This is a genomic window from Pseudarthrobacter sp. MOO13 (genome assembly GCF_058267655.1).
In genome coordinates, this window is the sequence record NZ_CM177848.1 from 3334547 (window position 1) to 3350463 (window position 15917).

The 15917-nt window shown below is 63.0% G+C and carries 10 protein-coding genes, 1 tRNA gene and 2 rRNA genes; 6 read left to right on the forward strand and 7 right to left on the reverse strand.

The window, feature by feature from the left end; translation table 11 throughout:
* Positions 1–44 precede the first annotated feature (44 nt).
* The 3 genes from AC4EEO_RS15205 to AC4EEO_RS15215 form a co-directional block, all read right to left on the reverse strand.
* Positions 45–470 (reverse strand): ChaB family protein, encoded by a 426-nt coding sequence (locus AC4EEO_RS15205; protein WP_285318381.1) that lies wholly within the window; start codon positions 468–470, stop codon positions 45–47.
* Between the two features lie 118 nt (positions 471–588).
* Positions 589–662, reverse strand: a tRNA-Thr gene (locus AC4EEO_RS15210).
* 150 nt (positions 663–812) lie between these two features.
* Positions 813–1700: a DsbA family protein gene (locus tag AC4EEO_RS15215; RefSeq protein WP_491329340.1), complete on the reverse strand. Its 888-nt coding sequence runs from the start codon at positions 1698–1700 to the stop codon at positions 813–815.
* Positions 1701–1878: 178 nt separating this feature from the next.
* Between AC4EEO_RS15215 and AC4EEO_RS15220 the strand changes: the two genes are divergently transcribed.
* The 4 genes from AC4EEO_RS15220 (at position 1879) to AC4EEO_RS15235 (ending at position 7169) form a co-directional block, all read left to right on the forward strand.
* On the forward strand, positions 1879–3381 hold the full coding sequence (locus AC4EEO_RS15220; protein ID WP_018762105.1) for an alpha,alpha-trehalose-phosphate synthase (UDP-forming): 1503 nt from the start codon (positions 1879–1881) through the stop codon (positions 3379–3381).
* The gene (otsB, locus tag AC4EEO_RS15225) at positions 3371–4207 is read left to right on the forward strand and encodes a trehalose-phosphatase (RefSeq protein ID WP_018762104.1); all 837 of its coding nucleotides are present in this window, start codon (positions 3371–3373) and stop codon (positions 4205–4207) included. Before AC4EEO_RS15220 ends, otsB begins: the two co-directional genes overlap by 11 nt.
* Before the next feature lie 219 nt (positions 4208–4426).
* Positions 4427–5509: an ABC transporter ATP-binding protein gene (locus tag AC4EEO_RS15230; RefSeq protein ID WP_018762103.1), complete on the forward strand. Its 1083-nt coding sequence runs from the start codon at positions 4427–4429 to the stop codon at positions 5507–5509.
* 241 nt (positions 5510–5750) lie between these two features.
* The gene (locus AC4EEO_RS15235) at positions 5751–7169 is read left to right on the forward strand and encodes a DUF4032 domain-containing protein (RefSeq protein WP_109863920.1); all 1419 of its coding nucleotides are present in this window, start codon (positions 5751–5753) and stop codon (positions 7167–7169) included.
* Between the two features lie 2 nt (positions 7170–7171).
* On the opposite strand, the gene AC4EEO_RS15240 is transcribed toward AC4EEO_RS15235, so the two are convergent.
* Complete coding sequence (locus AC4EEO_RS15240) at positions 7172–8569, reverse strand: FAD-binding oxidoreductase (protein ID WP_491339206.1); 1398 nt, start codon at positions 8567–8569, stop codon at positions 7172–7174.
* A gap of 151 nt (positions 8570–8720) precedes the next feature.
* Here AC4EEO_RS15240 and AC4EEO_RS15245 point away from each other — a divergent pair, with 151 nt between their 5' ends.
* Together AC4EEO_RS15245 and AC4EEO_RS15250 are read left to right on the forward strand one after the other, a co-directional pair.
* The gene (locus AC4EEO_RS15245) at positions 8721–10463 is read left to right on the forward strand and encodes a glycoside hydrolase family 13 protein (protein ID WP_018762100.1); all 1743 of its coding nucleotides are present in this window, start codon (positions 8721–8723) and stop codon (positions 10461–10463) included.
* Between the two features lie 2 nt (positions 10464–10465).
* On the forward strand, positions 10466–11506 hold the full coding sequence (locus AC4EEO_RS15250) for a LacI family DNA-binding transcriptional regulator (protein WP_491329337.1): 1041 nt from the start codon (positions 10466–10468) through the stop codon (positions 11504–11506).
* Here AC4EEO_RS15250 and AC4EEO_RS15255 read toward each other — a convergent pair.
* From AC4EEO_RS15255 to AC4EEO_RS15265, 3 genes are all read right to left on the reverse strand, one after another.
* Complete coding sequence (locus AC4EEO_RS15255; RefSeq protein ID WP_491329336.1) at positions 11503–12006, reverse strand: SRPBCC family protein; 504 nt, start codon at positions 12004–12006, stop codon at positions 11503–11505. The two genes, AC4EEO_RS15250 and AC4EEO_RS15255, sit on opposite strands and share 4 nt — an antisense overlap.
* A gap of 247 nt (positions 12007–12253) precedes the next feature.
* Positions 12254–12370, reverse strand: a 5S ribosomal RNA gene (rrf, locus tag AC4EEO_RS15260).
* Between the two features lie 171 nt (positions 12371–12541).
* Positions 12542–15669, reverse strand: a 23S ribosomal RNA gene (locus AC4EEO_RS15265).
* Between the last annotated feature and the right edge of the window lie 248 nt (positions 15670–15917).

Consider the following 15917-nt stretch of genomic DNA (forward strand, 5'->3'; position numbering starts at 1 on the left):
CCTCTGATTCGACACCTTGGGCGGCGGGACGGCAAGAGCAGAGGCTATTTGCTGCGGGCTTTGCGGGTTGCCTTGGTGTTCGCCTTTTGGAGTGCCTCCACCAGTTGGGCCTTGTCCATCGTCGAGCGGCCCTTGACGTTCAGTTCCCTTGCCAGTTTGTAGAGGTGTTCCTTGGACGCGTTGGCATCAACGCCTCCGGCTGTGGGTTCGGTTGAGCGCAGGCCCTCCTCGGCGTGCTTGTCCGACGGACCGCGTTTTTCCTTGGGCTCCCAGTGGTCGCCCACCTTTTCGTAACTGTGTTTCACTGCCGCGTACGCCGTGCGGGCCGCCCGTTCCTCGTCATGGTCGTAGGACTCGAGGGCCGAATCGTAGGTCTTGGCGAACGTGTCCTGGGCTTTTCGCCCGGACCGCTGCAGGGTCGAAGGGAGTTCTTCCTTGCGGGCGTGGTCATTCTTTCCGGTCTTGGGCATGGCACCCATCCTCCTTTAGTCAGCAGGCTGATTATTGGGATGGGTCCAGCATAATCCCCGGGAAAGACAAGGCCCCGGCCGAAGTTCCTGGAACCTCGAACCGGGGCCGTCGCACCGGAGCCCCCTGTCGGATTCGAACCGACGACCCCCGCTTTACAAGAGCGGTGCTCTGGCCAACTGAGCTAAGGAGGCGTGACCCCTGGGGGCCTGCGCCGTCACGGCGCTAGATAAGGTTAGCCCAACTCCCGCCGGGGGTAAAAACGCCGCCACACCGGCAGCGGACAGCGAAAGGGCCCGCCCCGGATACGTTCCGAAACGGGCCCTTGCGAGGATTCCCGGCGTTTAGCCCTTGGCGGCGATGGCTGCCTGCAGGAAGTCCGGGAACGGCGTCTGGGCGCTGTCTCCCTTGCCCCACTGCTTGCCGTCAACGAAGACGGTCGGCGTCCCCGTGACACCGATGGCCGAGGCCTCCTTCGTCGCGTACTTCACGTACGGGCGGTAGGTCTTGTCATCTACGCAGGAACCGATGTCCACGCCCATGTCTGAGGCCATCTTCTTGAGGTCGTTGTCCGAGAGGCCGGCACTGCCTTCAGCCGGTTGCTGGGCGTACAAGGCACTGAAGTAGTCGGCGTACTTCTGCGGAGCCGTGTTGGCAACGCAGGCCGCCGCATTCGCCGCACGTGATGAGTAGTTGGTGGTGGACCGGCTGTCCAGGAAGCCGAGCGGCCGGTACTCCACGGTGATCTTGCCGTCGTTGCGCAAGGACGTGAGCTGGTCGTTGTACTGCGTTTCGAAGTTCTTGCAGATGGGGCAGATGAAGTCGACGTAGAGGACCACCTTGACCGGCTTGCCGGCCACCGCTTCCGCGCCGGGTGCAACGACTTCCGCCGGCGGAGTCTTCGGTGCATCCCCCACGGAATTGGCGTCCACCGTTGCCGGGTCGCTCTTGGCCACATCCGAGTTGGCAAGCAGGGTAACGCCGCCATGGATGTTGGCGTTGGCCGGTGTGGGCCCCTGATCCGCAATCGGGGCATTCTGCTTCAAACTGCTGGTGACCACCAGGGCCACCACTACCAGGATGGCCACCACAGCCGCGACAATGCCCCAGCCGATCAGCAGCTTGTTGCGCTTGTCCTTTTTTGCCTGTGCTTCACGGATCAGGCGCGCCTTTTCCCGCGCCTCCGCGGTTCGCTCAGCCTTGGACTTACGTACTTCGTTTGCGGGGCTCATGAATTCCTTGGGTCGGTCGACGAAGGGGGACCACTAGGTGGCACCCCCACATTTTAGGGGAGAAATCTGGGAGCTTGCGGTTTCAACCATTCCTCCGGGTTGACCAACGGACGAATAGCCCCGATGATTCCGTCCGGCTAGTGTGGCTTAGAGGCACAAGCAACCCCAGGGGGCCGCAATGCAAACACCCGTCCAGGAAAAACCCGCCGGCACGGCACAGGCCGCAGGTACGGATTCCAGCCATGCCGCGCACACGAAGTACGACTTCATGGTGGTCTCGAACCGGCTGCCGGTTGACCGCGTGGCGCCCGCCGACGGAGGTGACGACGGATCCGGCTGGCGGCGGTCCCCCGGCGGACTGGTGACTGCCCTCGCACCGATGATGACCAAGACGGACGGCGCTTGGGTTGGCTGGCACGGAGCACCTGACGAAACCGTCAAGCCGTTCAGCCATGGCGGGATGGACCTCGTCCCGGTACAGCTCAGCACGGACGACGTGGAGCTGTACTACGAAGGCTTCTCCAACGCCACCCTCTGGCCGCTCTACCACGACGTCATCGCCCCGCCGGAATTCCACCGGGCCTGGTGGGATGCCTACCGCAAGGTCAACCGGCGGTTCGCCGACGCCGTGGTGCGGTACGCGGACCACGGCGCCACCGTCTGGGTCCAGGACTACCAGTTGCAGCTGGTTCCGCGGATGCTCCGCGAAGCGCGGCCCGATCTCCGGATCGGGTTCTTCAACCACATCCCGTTCCCGCCGCCGGAAATCTTTGCCCAGCTCCCGTGGCGGCAGGCCATCATCGACGGGTTGCTCGGTGCCGACCTGGTGGGCTTCCAGCGCGTCAGCGACGCCGGAAACTTCATGCGGTCCGCCCGCCGGTTCCTCGGTGCCAGCGTCAAGCAGCAGCAGGTGCACGTCAAGGGCCAGGATGGCCTGATCACGCACATTGCGCGGGCGCAGGCCTTCCCGATCTCCATCGACGTCAAGCAGATCACCGAGCTAGCCGCCAGGCCAGAAATCATCGAACGGGCCCGGCAGATCCGGCAGGACCTGGGCAACCCGAAAACGATCCTGCTGGGTGTGGACCGGCTGGACTACACCAAGGGCATCCGCCACCGGCTGAAGGCCTTCGAAGAGCTTCTGGCGGACGGCCGGCTCACCGTTGGCGAGGCCACGCTGATCCAGGTGGCATCGCCCAGCCGGGAGCGGGTGGAACAGTACCGGCTGCTCCGCGAGGAGGTGGAAGGGACCGTGGGCCACATCAACGGCACCTACGACACCCTTGAGAACACCGCGGTCCGCTACCTGCACCACAGCTACCCGGTGGAGGAAATGGTGGCCCTCTACCTGGCCGCGGACGTCATGCTCGTCACCGCCCTCCGGGACGGGATGAACCTGGTGGCCAAGGAGTACGTCACCGCCCGGAACAATAACGACGGCGCCCTGGTCCTGAGCGAATTCGCGGGTGCAGCGGACCAGCTCAAGCAGGCGCTCCTGGTCAACCCGCACGATATCGCAGGACTCAAGAACACGATCATGAACGCGGTGGAACTGACGCCCCGGGAAGCCTCGCGCCGCATGCGGTCCATGCGCCGCCAGATCCTGGACCACGACGTCGACCACTGGTCCGCGGACTTCCTGCGCGCGCTGAACGAAAAGGTGGTTCGCGATGACTCCTGAAGGCCGCCCCACCAAGCGGCAGCTGGCATTGACCCCCGAGTTGAGGGAAGCGTTGCGCCGGATCGCCGGAACCGCACACCTGCTGGTGGCCATGGATTTCGACGGCACCATGGCTCCCATCGTGGACAGCGCTCAGGACGCGCGGCCGCTGCCACGCTCGGCAGCAGCCTTCGCCGGCCTTGCGGTGCTTCCACGGACGACGACGGCACTCATCTCGGGCCGTGCCCTCGCCAGCCTGCGGCAGGTTGCGTCGCCGCCGGTGGACACCCTTCTCATTGGAAGCCACGGCGCCGAAGCGTGGCTGGGACCCGGCTCCACTGAGCTGGCGCTGGAGGAGGACCAGAAAGCGCTTCTCGCCGACGTCCGGTCGGTGCTGGCCGAGATCGTGGCAGAGGCTCCCGGAACGTCCCTGGAGGACAAGCCCGCCGGCGTCGTCCTGCACACCCGCCAGGCTGACGACGACGTCGCCGAGGACGCCGTTGCGGCCGCCCGGGCGTCGCTGCAGGACCGCAAGGGGGTGTTCCTGAAGGAGGGCAAGCGTGTCCTGGAAACCTCGGTGGTGAACGCATCCAAGGGCGAAGGCGTCGCCTTCCTTCGGCAGGCCACCGGGGCCACAGCCGTCCTGTTCGCCGGCGACGACGTGACGGACGAGGACGCGTTCGGCCGGTTGGAGCCGGGCGACGTGGGGGTCAAGGTGGGCCTTGATTTCACCCAGGCCCAGTACCGGGTGGAAGCACCTGTGCACATCGCCGAACTGCTGGAGGTGCTGCTGCAGGAGCGAAGCATCGCCGTGGCTGAAGAAGACCCCGAAGCCGCCTCCGGCTAGGGCAGTGACCAACGCCGCATGTGACGTTCGTAACATTTACGCAAAAGACGGCCCACTCTGGCATACTCTTTGATGTGATGTGGCGCACAAACACCGTGCGGCGTCATTGGGTGCTCCGGGCAATGACCCGGAGCACTTTGCTGGAACACAACTGAATAAACATGAACCATTCACAACGGATCGTCCGGCACGTACCTGCCGGTGAAGGGATTGATAACTGTGGCTACAGTTACTTTTGATAACGCTACGCGTCTGTACCCGGGCACAGATAAGCCCGCCGTCGACAAGCTCAACATCGACATCGCCGATGGCGAATTCCTGGTCCTCGTTGGACCCTCCGGTTGCGGTAAGTCCACCTCGCTGCGCATGCTCGCAGGCCTTGAGGACGTCAACGCAGGCCGCATTCTCATTGGTGACCGCGACGTCACCGATGTGCCGCCGAAGGACCGCGACATCGCCATGGTCTTCCAGAATTACGCCCTGTACCCGCACATGACTGTTGCGGACAACATGGGCTTCGCCCTCAAGATCGCCGGCGTCTCCAAAGAAGAGCGCGCTGAGCGAGTCCGTGAAGCCGCCAAGCTCCTCGACCTTGAGCAGTACCTGGACCGCAAGCCGAAGGCCCTCTCCGGTGGCCAGCGCCAGCGCGTTGCCATGGGCCGCGCAATCGTCCGTAACCCGCAGGTCTTCCTCATGGATGAGCCGCTGTCCAACCTGGATGCGAAGCTCCGCGTCCAGACCCGTACCCAGATCGCATCGCTGACCCGCCGCCTGGGCGTCACCACCGTATACGTGACCCACGACCAGGTCGAGGCCATGACCATGGGCGACCGCGTGGCAGTGCTGAAGGACGGCCTGCTGCAGCAGGTTGACACCCCGCGCAACCTCTACGACCGTCCCAAGAACGTCTTCGTTGCCGGCTTCATCGGCTCCCCCGCCATGAACCTGCTGGAACTCCCGGTCGTCGACGGCGGCGTGCAGTTCGGCGGCACCGTGTACCCCGTGCCGCGCGACGTCCTCGAAGAGGCGCACGGCTCCACGGTCACCTTGGGCTCCCGTCCCGAAGACCTTGAAACCGCTCCGCAGGGTGAGGGCCTGAAGGTTGAGGTCGACGTCGTCGAAGAACTCGGCGCCGACGCCTACGTCTACGGACACACCACGCTCGACGGCAAGGACCACGACATCGTGGCCCGCGTCGACGGCCGCCGTCCTCCGATGAAGGGCGAGGTCATCTACGTCCGTCCGCAGTCCGGCCACGTGCACCTGTTCGACACCAAGACCGGCCTGCGCCTGGGCGACTAGTCCCCACCGGCACCCTAGCCTCGCTTCGCTTCGGCCAGGGAACCCTGCCGGCGTGGGCCCACCCACCGGCCTTAGCTTCGCTTCGGCCAGGGAACCCTGCCGGCGTGGGCCCATCCACCGGCACCCAGCGGCCTGAGCCACGGAACCGACGGCGGCCCGCACCCTTTCATCAAGGTGCGGGCCGCCGTCGGCCTTTAACGAAGATTTATCGTCCTTGCCCTGCGTACGGAAGAATTGACCCATGACCGAGGAAAACAGCGCCCAGTGGCACGACGAACCCACCGACTACGCGCAGATCGGTAAACTGCCGCGGTTCGTGGCGGCCAGCGCCGACGACAACAAGGCGGCCTCGGTAGCGTCGTCGCTGAACATCACGGCCGCAGCGGCCGATCCGGAACTGCTGGACCTGCCGTGGCACATTGCCTTGGAGGAGTGGCCCGCGCAGTACCTGGCTGCACTCCCCCGCGGTATCTCCAGGCATATCGTGCGCTTCGCCCACCTGGGCGGCTCGGTCATCGCCATTAAGGAAACATCCGAGCATGTGGCCCGCCACGAGTACCACATGCTCCGCAAGCTGGCCCGGCTGGATGTCCCCTGCGTGGAGCCCGTGGCCGTGATCACCGGACGCACCACCCCGGACGGGCGCCCGCTCAATCCGGTGCTGGTGACCCGCCATTTGAAGTTCTCCATGCCCTACCGGGCACTGTTTTCCCAGATGCTGCGCAAGGACACGCTGACCCGCCTCATCGACGCCCAGGCCCTCCTGCTGGTCCGGCTGCACCTCATCGGCTTCTATTGGGGCGATGTCTCCCTTTCCAATACCCTGTTCCGCCGTGACGCCGGTGCTTTCGCCGCCTACCTGGTGGACGCTGAAACGGGCGAGCTCTACCCGGACCTGTCCACGGGCCAGCGCGAATACGACCTTGAGATTGCCCGGGTGAACATCGCTGGTGAGCTCATGGACCTGCTCGATGGCGGGTTGATCGAGGAGAAAGTGGACCCGGTCGCCACCAGTGAGCTGATCATGGACAGCTACCGGCGGCTGTGGGCGGAACTGACGGAGAAGGAATCCTTCGAACTCGGCGAACGCTGGCGGGTGGGAGCCCGGATCCGGCGCCTGAACGAACTCGGCTTCGACGTCGAGGAATACGCCATCAAGACCACGCAGAACGGCTCGACCATCCAACTGCAGCCCAAAGTGGTTGATGCCGGGCATCACCAGCGCCGGCTGTTGCGGCTCACCGGCCTGGACGCACAGGAAAACCAGGCCCGCCGGCTCCTCAACGACATGGACTCCTTCCGGGCGGACAACAATCCGGAGATGGACGAGGAATACAGCGCCCACCTGTGGGTGAGCCAGATCTTCGAGCCCATTGTCCGCTCCATCCCGCGCGATCTTTCCGGCAAGCTGGAGCACGCCGAGGTGGTCCACGAAGTACTGGAACACCGCTGGTACATGTCGGAAAAGCAGGAACGCCACATCCCGCTGGCCGAGGCCGTACAGTCCTACATCGACTCGATCCTCCGGCACCGGCGGGACGAGGCCGCCATCATGCTGAACCCCGACACCGAGATGTTGAAAATCCTTGAGGTGGAAAGCGAGGAATCCCGGTACGGTGCCGATGAGTCCGACGAGGAATACCCGGACTCGGACGACTGACCCTAGATCGCCTTCCCCGGATTGAGGATTCCCGCAGGATCGAACAAGTCCTTGATCCGGCGCTGCAGTTCCCGGACCGGCTCGGGCTGCTCCTGGCCCAGCCAGCGCAGCTTGTACTGGCCTATGCCATGCTCCCCGGTGATGGTGCCGCCCATGGCCAACGCCGCCGTGATCGACTCATCCAAGGCAGCCTGGAGGCGTTTCATCGCATCGGCGTCAACAGTGTCCCCCTGCCGGTCGATCCAGAAGGTGGGGTGCAGGTTGCCGTCACCGGCATGCGCCACCACTTTGAGGTGCACCCGCTGGGTGGCTGCGAGGGCCTCGAGCGCCGCCACGTAGTCCACCAGCCGGGACCGCGGCACGGCAACGTCTTCACCCACCCGGAATTCATCGTCCACCTCGGTGCCCCGGCTGTGACGCCGGAGCTCCACCAGCCGTTCCGCTTCGGCGCTGGCCTCGGTGGTGACCGTGGCACCGCCTGCCTTGAGGACCTGGCGCACAACGTCTGCTTCGGCGGCAGCTCCAAACCCGTCTGTCTGAACCAGGAGCAGGGACTTTCCGCGTGCCGTGAGGTCCGATCCGTGGATGTCATCGAGCTGGGCCAGGGTGCCGCCGTCGAGCAATTCCATGATGGCGGGCTGGACGCGCGCCTTGCCCACGGCCAGGACCCCTGCGGCGGCAAGCCGGAAGTCCGGGTAGAACGCAGCAACGGTGTGGACTTCCCGGGGCAGGTACTTCAATCGCACCGTGACTCCGACGACGATGCCAAGTGTTCCTTCGGACCCCACGAAGAGGCCCGTGAGGTCGTAGCCCGCCACGCCCTTGAAGGTTTGGTGGCCGGTGTGGATCAGGGAGCCGTCAGCCAGCACGACGTCCAAGGCCAGGACCGAGTCCCTGGTGACCCCGTACTTGGCGCAGCGAAGGCCGCCGGCATTGGTGGCTACGTTGCCGCCAATGGTGGAGCTGCGGAAACTTGCGGGGTCCGGGGCGTACATGAGGCCGTGCACCGCGGCGGCCTCGTTGAGGACGGCATTGACGACGCCGGGCTCCACCACGGCCGTTTCGTCGTCCGGGCTCAGGGCAAGGATCCGGTTCATCCGCTCCAGCGAGAGGACAATGCAGTTCCTGGTGGCGTGCGCCCCGCCGGACACTCCTGTACCGGCACCGCGCGGTATGATCGCCACTCCCCCGGCCGCGCACGCCCGCACTACCGCCTGGACATCGGCCACTGACTCGGGGAACACGACGGCCAGGGGTAGCTGGAAGTCCACGACCGGTGCCTGGTCAATGGCGTAGCGGTGGAGCGCAGCCTCGCCGCGATCCAGCTGCCCGGGCGCCAAGACGGCTTCCAGATCCTCAACAATGCTTCCCACAAACCCTCCACCCGTCGTCGGACACATCCACCAAGTCTAGGCGCCGTCCGCCGGACCGGTCCGGTATTCCGGGCTTTGAAATCGCTTCCAGACTATGGCGTGTTACGCGCTCTTCAGCCCCTAAACTGCGCGCCTGGACGTTATGGAAGCGTTTTCATTTAAATCGCTTCCAGCCGTTATGCTGACTGTCATGTCTGTCGAAACTGTGACCCAGGACACTGCAAGCGTTGCCGGTCCATTGACGCTTATCCACGCCGCTGACGCCATTCCCGGCTGGTGGCGGTCCGCCGTGATCTACCAGGTCTATCCCCGTTCGTTCCGTGACTTGAACGGCGACGGCGTGGGCGACCTGGCCGGGATCACCGAGGAACTGCCGCATCTGGCAAGCCTGGGCGTGGACGCCGTCTGGCTCTCGCCCTTCTACCGGTCACCGCAGCGCGATGCTGGCTACGACGTCAGCGACTACTGCGACGTGGACCCGATCTTCGGCACCCTGGGCGACTTCGACGTCATGATGGCAGAATCGCACCGGCTCGGGCTGCGGGTCATCGTTGACCTGGTACCCAACCACTGCTCGGACCAGCACCCGGCTTTCCAGGCAGCCCTTGCAGCGCCAGCCGGAAGCCCCGAGCGGGACATGTTCATCTTCCGGGACGGGACCGGCCCGGAAGGCCAGGAGCCTCCGAACAACTGGCAGTCCCACTTCGGCGGTCCGGCCTGGACGCGCGTGGTGGAACCTGACGGCGAGCCCGGCCAGTGGTACCTGCACCTCTTCGACTCCTCCCAGCCGGACTTCAACTGGGACAACCCGGCGGTCCATGCAGAATTCGAACGGGTGCTCCGGTTCTGGCTGGACCGCGGCGTCTCCGGCTTCCGGGTGGACGTGGCCCACGCGCTGGTCAAAGCACCGGGCCTGCCGGCATGGGGCGGACGTGCCGACGGCGGCAGCAGCGACGGCTACCCGGGCCATGAGGCACCCATGTTCGGTCAACCCGCCGTCCACGACATCTACCGGAGATGGCGGCAGATCCTGGACCAATACGGCCCGGACCGGATTCTGTGCGCCGAGGCGAGTGTTGACCTCCACCGGCTGGCCCACTGGGTCCGGCCGGACGAGATGCACCAGGCGTTCAACTTTCCCTACCTCCACGCCGGACTGGATGTCTACCGGCTGCGGTCGGTTATCACGGACTCACTGACCGTCCTGGACGGCGTCGGCGCCCCGAGCACGTGGGTCCTCTCAAACCACGACGTAGTCCGGCATGCCAGCCGGTTTGGCTACAACGGCCACGGCCCGCGCGACGGCGACGGCATCGGTACCGGCGATCCCCAGCCGGACGAGGACCTCGGACGGCGTCGAGCAGCGGCCGCTTCACTCTTCATGCTGGGGCTTCCCGGGGCCGCCTACCTCTACCAGGGAGAAGAGTTGGGGCTGCCTGACGGCATCGACATCCCCGGCCATCTGCGGCAGGATCCGACCTTCGCCCGGACCAACGGCCAGCGCCTTGGCCGCGACGGCTGCCGCGTTCCGCTGCCCTGGCGGGCCGACGACCGGCACCTGGGATTCGGCTCCGGGAGCGATCCCTGGCTGCCGATTCCGTCGTCCTTCGCGGAACTTGCCCGTGACGTGCAGGCGGAGTCACCGTCGTCGCACCTGGCCCTGTACCGTGAAGCCCTGGCGCGGCGCCGGGAGCTCGATCTGGGCCGGGGATCCCTGTCCTGGGCGGAAGACTGGTGCACCGGATCCTCCCTCGGCTATGTGAACGGCACTACGCTGGTGCTTATGAACCTGAACCATGAGCCGCTGGAGATGCCGTCCGGCCACGTCCTCCTTCGCAGCCTGCCGGGGTCCACGGGCCATGCCCTCGCATCCGGCGAGACTGCCTGGTTGCAGCTTGGACCTGCCACCACGGCAGACTGACGTTGGCAGGCATCAAAGAAGTTGCCAGCCGTGCCGGCCTGTCCGTGGCCACCGTTTCGAGGGCGCTGAGTGGCAAGTCCAATGTGTCCTCAAGGAGCCGCCGGCTGGCGCAGGAGGCGGCCAAGGAGCTGGGGTTCGTTCCGTCTTACCACGCATCAAGCCTGGCGTCGGGCCGCAACCGCAATATTGGCCTGGTGGTGCCCAACGTACAGCGCTGGTATTTCTCTTCCGTGCTGGAAGGGGTTTCGGAGACCCTGCTGGACGCCGGGTACGACCTCACCCTGTACAACGTGGGGGAGCAACCTGAGCGACGCAGCAGCATCCTGAACGACTTCCTGCTCCGCAAGCGCCTGGACGCCGTCATCGCAGTGGCGTTGGTCCTTCGCGAGGATGAAATAGGCCAGCTGCTGGCGGTGCATCGTCCCATTGTGGGCATCGGCGGCGTCTTGCGGGGCGCCTCCACCATCCGCATCGACGACGAAGGCCTTGCCAGGGACGCGGCCGGCCACCTGATCCGGCTTGGCCATACCCGGATTGCGCACATCACCGGGGACGCGGGGCTGAACCGGGACTTCAAGCTTCCCAAACTCCGGCAGAAAGGCTTTGCCGCAGCCATGGCCGGGGCAGGCCTGCCTGTCCGGGACGAGTGGGTGGTCAATGCGGACTTCACCATCCAGGGCGCGTACGCCGTGGGACGCCGGCTCCTGGGGACAGCGGCAGAACGACCCACCGCTGTGTTCGCCGCGTCTGACGAGATGGCCATCGGGATTATGCTTGCGGCGCGCGACTTCGGCCTGCAGATCCCGCAAGATCTCTCGGTCGTGGGTATGGACGGTCACGATCTCAGCGAGACGTTTGGACTCACCACCATCAAGCAGGATCCGCGCGGGCAAGGCAACCTGGCGGCCACAACCGCCCTGGCGTTGCTGAACGCGGGCAAGGATTCCGACGGCGGCCAGCCGGCTGCACAGGTCCAGGACCAGGAGTACCCGACCGAGTTCCTGATCCGAACCAGCACGGCGGTACCGCCGGCCCTGAACTAGTTCGCCTGGTCTGCGGCGCCCATGAACCGGGCATACTTGTCGAGGATCACGGGCCAGGCCTGCAGGTAATGTCCCCTGACGGCAGCAGGGTCCTCAGCGCCCTCCCAGCCGTCATGGACGACCCGGACCTCCGTGCCCCCGTCAACCGCGCGGAAGGCCACCAGAAGCTCGGTGGACCACATTGCAGTGGTGCCGGGGTGCCATGTGGCGTGGAAGGAGAGCGGCGGCTGCCAGTCATCAAGGGTTCCCCAGATGCTGGTCCGTCCGTCGTCTGACGTCTCGAGAATCAGGTTCTCTTCGAATTCGACATAGGACCCTGCCCCGTAGACTCCGTACGGCTCCAGCGGCCACCAGAGATGGGTGTGATCTGTGAAACCGGCGAATGCCCGGGCGACGGGTCCGGGCACCACCACCGCGTTGACCACCGGGTCCAGGGAATCGGCACCGGGCTTTCCATCCGCCTCGAAGGGGTCCTGGGCATGGCTGAAGATGCTGCTCATGGGCAACAACTCTACCCGGGGGCTGTCAAAGGTGAGCGGGCGTTCCGGTTCTACTCGTCAGGTGTGAGGGGGCGTTACCGGAATACGCGCAAGAAGTGAGCGGGCGTTGCGGGGTTTCGTGTCGGGTGTGAGCGGGGGTTGGTGGGTTACGTGTGGGGTGTGAGCTGGCGTGGTCGTGTGGTGGGTGGGTGGTGTTTTTAAATGTGGGAGGCCCCAACCGTGTTGGTTGGGGCCTCGACCAATGTGTGTCCGGCGGTGTCCTACTCTCCCACACCCTCCCGGGTGCAGTACCATCGGCGCTGTGGGTCTTAGCTTCCGGGTTCGGAATGGGACCGGGCGTTTCCCCCACGCTATGACCGCCGTAACCTTGTTACCCGTCCCAACCCCTTTGTGGGGTTGGTGGGAAGACTGTGGTTACAACATGTGTGGTGTTGTTATTCAGTTGTTGGTTCCGTGCCGTATCAAACCCCGGGTGTTGGGGGTTGTTGGTTGGGAACCACATAGTGGACGCAAGCAGATTTTTGTATGTATCTGTGTGGTGTAAGTTGTTGGCCTATTAGTACCGGTCAGCTTCACGAGTCGTTAGTCCTCGCTTCCACATCCGGCCTATCAACCCAGTGGTCTGGCTGGGGGCCTCTCACACATAAAGTGTATGGAAATCTCATCTTGAAGCGAGCTTCCCGCTTAGATGCTTTCAGCGGTTATCCCATCCGAACGTAGCTAATCAGCGGTGCACTTGGCAGTACAACTGACACACCAGAGGTTCGTCCGTCCCGGTCCTCTCGTACTAAGGACAGCCCTTCTCAAATTTCCTGCGCGCGCAGCGGATAGGGACCGAACTGTCTCACGACGTTCTAAACCCAGCTCGCGTACCGCTTTAATGGGCGAACAGCCCAACCCTTGGGACCTACTCCAGCCCCAGGATGCGACGAGCCGACATCGAGGTGCCAAACCATGCCGTCGATATGGACTCTTGGGCAAGATCAGCCTGTTATCCCCGAGGTACCTTTTATCCGTTGAGCGACGGCCATTCCACAATGTACCGCCGGATCACTAGTCCCGACTTTCGTCCCTGCTCGAGATGTCTCTCTCACAGTCAAGCTCCCTTGTGCACTTACACTCGACACCTGATTGCCAACCAGGCTGAGGGAACCTTTGGGCGCCTCCGTTACTTTTTAGGAGGCAACCGCCCCAGTTAAACTACCCATCAGGCACTGTCCCTGACCCGGATTACGGGCCGAAGTTAGATGTCCAAAGTGACCAGAGTGGTATTTCAACGATGACTCCACCCGAACTGGCGTCCGGGCTTCAACGTCTCCCACCTATCCTACACAAGCCACTCCGAACACCAATACCAAACTATAGTAAAGGTCTCGGGGTCTTTCCGTCCTGCTGCGCGTAACGAGCATCTTTACTCGTACTGCAATTTCGCCGAGTTTATGGTTGAGACAGCGGGGAAGTCGTTACTCCATTCGTGCAGGTCGGAACTTACCCGACAAGGAATTTCGCTACCTTAGGATGGTTATAGTTACCACCGCCGTTTACTGGGGCTTAAATTCTCAGCTTCGCCGTGAGGCTAACCGGTCCTCTTAACCTTCCAGCACCGGGCAGGAGTCAGTCCGTATACATCGTCTTGCGACTTCGCACGGACCTGTGTTTTTAGTAAACAGTCGCTTCCCCCTGGTCTCTGCGGCCCCGATCCCCTCCACACCGCGAAGGTGTATCAAGGTTGGGGCCCCCCTTCTCCCGAAGTTACGGGGGCATTTTGCCGAGTTCCTTAACCATAATTCTCTCGATCGCCTTAGTATTCTCTACCTGATCACCTGTGTCGGTTTGGGGTACGGGCGGCTAAAACCTCGCGTCGATGCTTTTCTCGGCAGCATAGGATCACCAAATCCCCCCAAACGGGGGTCCCATCAGATCTCAGGCACCATGAGTGGCGGATTTGCCTACCACTCGCCCTACATCCTTAGACCGGGACAACCATCGCCCGGCTCGGCTACCTTCCTGCGTCACACCTGTTAATACGCTTGCCTCCCAGGATCAGGTCCCGCGCTCCACCAAAACCCACAACACCACAAGGGTGAGCGGGCAGGTCTCGGGCGGTTAGTATCCCCTGTTCAACATGGACGGTTTTTCGCCGGTACGGGAATATCAACCCGTTGTCCATCGACTACGCCTGTCGGCCTCGCCTTAGGTCCCGACTTACCCAGGGCAGATTAGCTTGACCCTGGAACCCTTGATCATTCGGCGGACGGGTTTCTCACCCGTCTTTCGCTACTCATGCCTGCATTCTCACTCGTGTAGGCTCCACCGCTGGTTTACACCGCGACTTCACCGCCCACACGACGCTCCCCTACCCATCCAAACACCTGAACCACGAAGGCTTAGCCATGTTTGAATGCCACAACTTCGGCGGTGTACTTGAGCCCCGCTACATTGTCGGCGCGGAATCACTTGACCAGTGAGCTATTACGCACTCTTTTAAGGGTGGCTGCTTCTAAGCCAACCTCCTGGTTGTCTGGGCAACTCCACATCCTTTCCCACTTAGCACACGCTTAGGGGCCTTAGTTGGTGGTCTGGGCTGTTTCCCTCTCGACTATGAAGCTTATCCCCCACAGTCTCACTGCTGCGCTCTCACTTACCGGCATTCGGAGTTTGGCTGACGTCAGTAACCTTGTAGGGCCCATTAGCCATCCAGTAGCTCTACCTCCAGCAAGAAACACGCAACGCTGCACCTAAATGCATTTCGGGGAGAACCAGCTATCACGAAGTTTGATTGGCCTTTCACCCCTACCCACAGCTCATCCCCTCCATTTTCAACTGAAGTGGGTTCGGTCCTCCACGACGTCTTACCGTCGCTTCAACCTGGCCATGGGTAGATCACTTCGCTTCGGGTCTAGATCACGCCACTGCAACGCCCTATTCAGACTCGCTTTCGCTACGGCTGCCCCACACGGGTTAACCTCGCGACGTAACACTAACTCGCAGGCTCATTCTTCAAAAGGCACGCCGTCACCAGAATCAGACTGGCTCCGACGGATTGTAAGCACACGGTTTCAGGTACTGTTTCACTCCCCTCCCGGGGTACTTTTCACCTTTCCCTCACGGTACTGGTCCGCTATCGGTCATTAGGGAGTATTTAGGCTTATCAGGTGGTCCTGACAGATTCGCACGGGATTTCTCGGGCCCCGTACTACTTGGGATACTCTCACAGGCGGCACAAACACATTACGGTTACGGGACTAACACCCTCTCTGGCCGGCCTTTCAAAACCGTTCACCTATGCGCGCACATCACACCCCACCAGCCCGGCAGAACTGGTATGGAAAGTCCCACAACCCCGACCATGCAACGCCCGCCGGCTATCACACATGGAACGGTTTAGCCTGATCCGCGTTCGCTCGCCACTACTAACGGAATCACTATTGTTTTCTCTTCCTGCGGGTACTGAGATGTTTCACTTCCCCGCGTTCCCCCCACGCACCCTATGTGTTCAGGTACGGGTCACCAAGTCACTCGCGCGCTTGGCGGGGTTTCCCCATTCGGACACCCTGGGATCACAGTCCGGTTATCGACTCCCCCAGGCTTATCGCAGATTCCTACGTCCTTCTTCGGCTCCTAATGCCAAGGCATCCACCGTGTGCTCTTAAAAACTTGACCACAAAGATCAAAAAAAATTTCTCGAGAGAACCACAGAAACCAACCACACCCCAACACCCACAAAGGGCATCAACAGCGCAGCCAGATCCAGGTTCATATTCTTGGAAATTGCTTCTTATACAAGATGCTCGCGTCCACTATGTAGTTCTCAAACAACAACCCCAAACCACACACCCCACACACCACGCCCGCAACAGCAGACGCACCCATGCATGATCGATGCAGCCAGGAAACCAGAAACAAACAAA

What these genes read in the sequence shown, in the direction of transcription:
- AC4EEO_RS15205 (WP_285318381.1), bottom strand. Translation starts at nt 470, where the DNA reads ATGCCCAAGACCGGAAAGAATGACCACGCCCGCAAGGAAGAACTCCCT.
- AC4EEO_RS15215 (WP_491329340.1), bottom strand. Translation starts at nt 1,700, where the DNA reads ATGAGCCCCGCAAACGAAGTACGTAAGTCCAAGGCTGAGCGAACCGCG.
- AC4EEO_RS15220 (WP_018762105.1), top strand. Translation starts at nt 1,879, where the DNA reads ATGCAAACACCCGTCCAGGAAAAACCCGCCGGCACGGCACAGGCCGCA.
- otsB (WP_018762104.1), top strand. Translation starts at nt 3,371, where the DNA reads ATGACTCCTGAAGGCCGCCCCACCAAGCGGCAGCTGGCATTGACCCCC.
- AC4EEO_RS15235 (WP_109863920.1), top strand. Translation starts at nt 5,751, where the DNA reads ATGACCGAGGAAAACAGCGCCCAGTGGCACGACGAACCCACCGACTAC.
- AC4EEO_RS15240 (WP_491339206.1), bottom strand. Translation starts at nt 8,569, where the DNA reads ATGTGTCCGACGACGGGTGGAGGGTTTGTGGGAAGCATTGTTGAGGAT.
- AC4EEO_RS15245 (WP_018762100.1), top strand. Translation starts at nt 8,721, where the DNA reads ATGCTGACTGTCATGTCTGTCGAAACTGTGACCCAGGACACTGCAAGC.
- AC4EEO_RS15255 (WP_491329336.1), bottom strand. Translation starts at nt 12,006, where the DNA reads ATGAGCAGCATCTTCAGCCATGCCCAGGACCCCTTCGAGGCGGATGGA.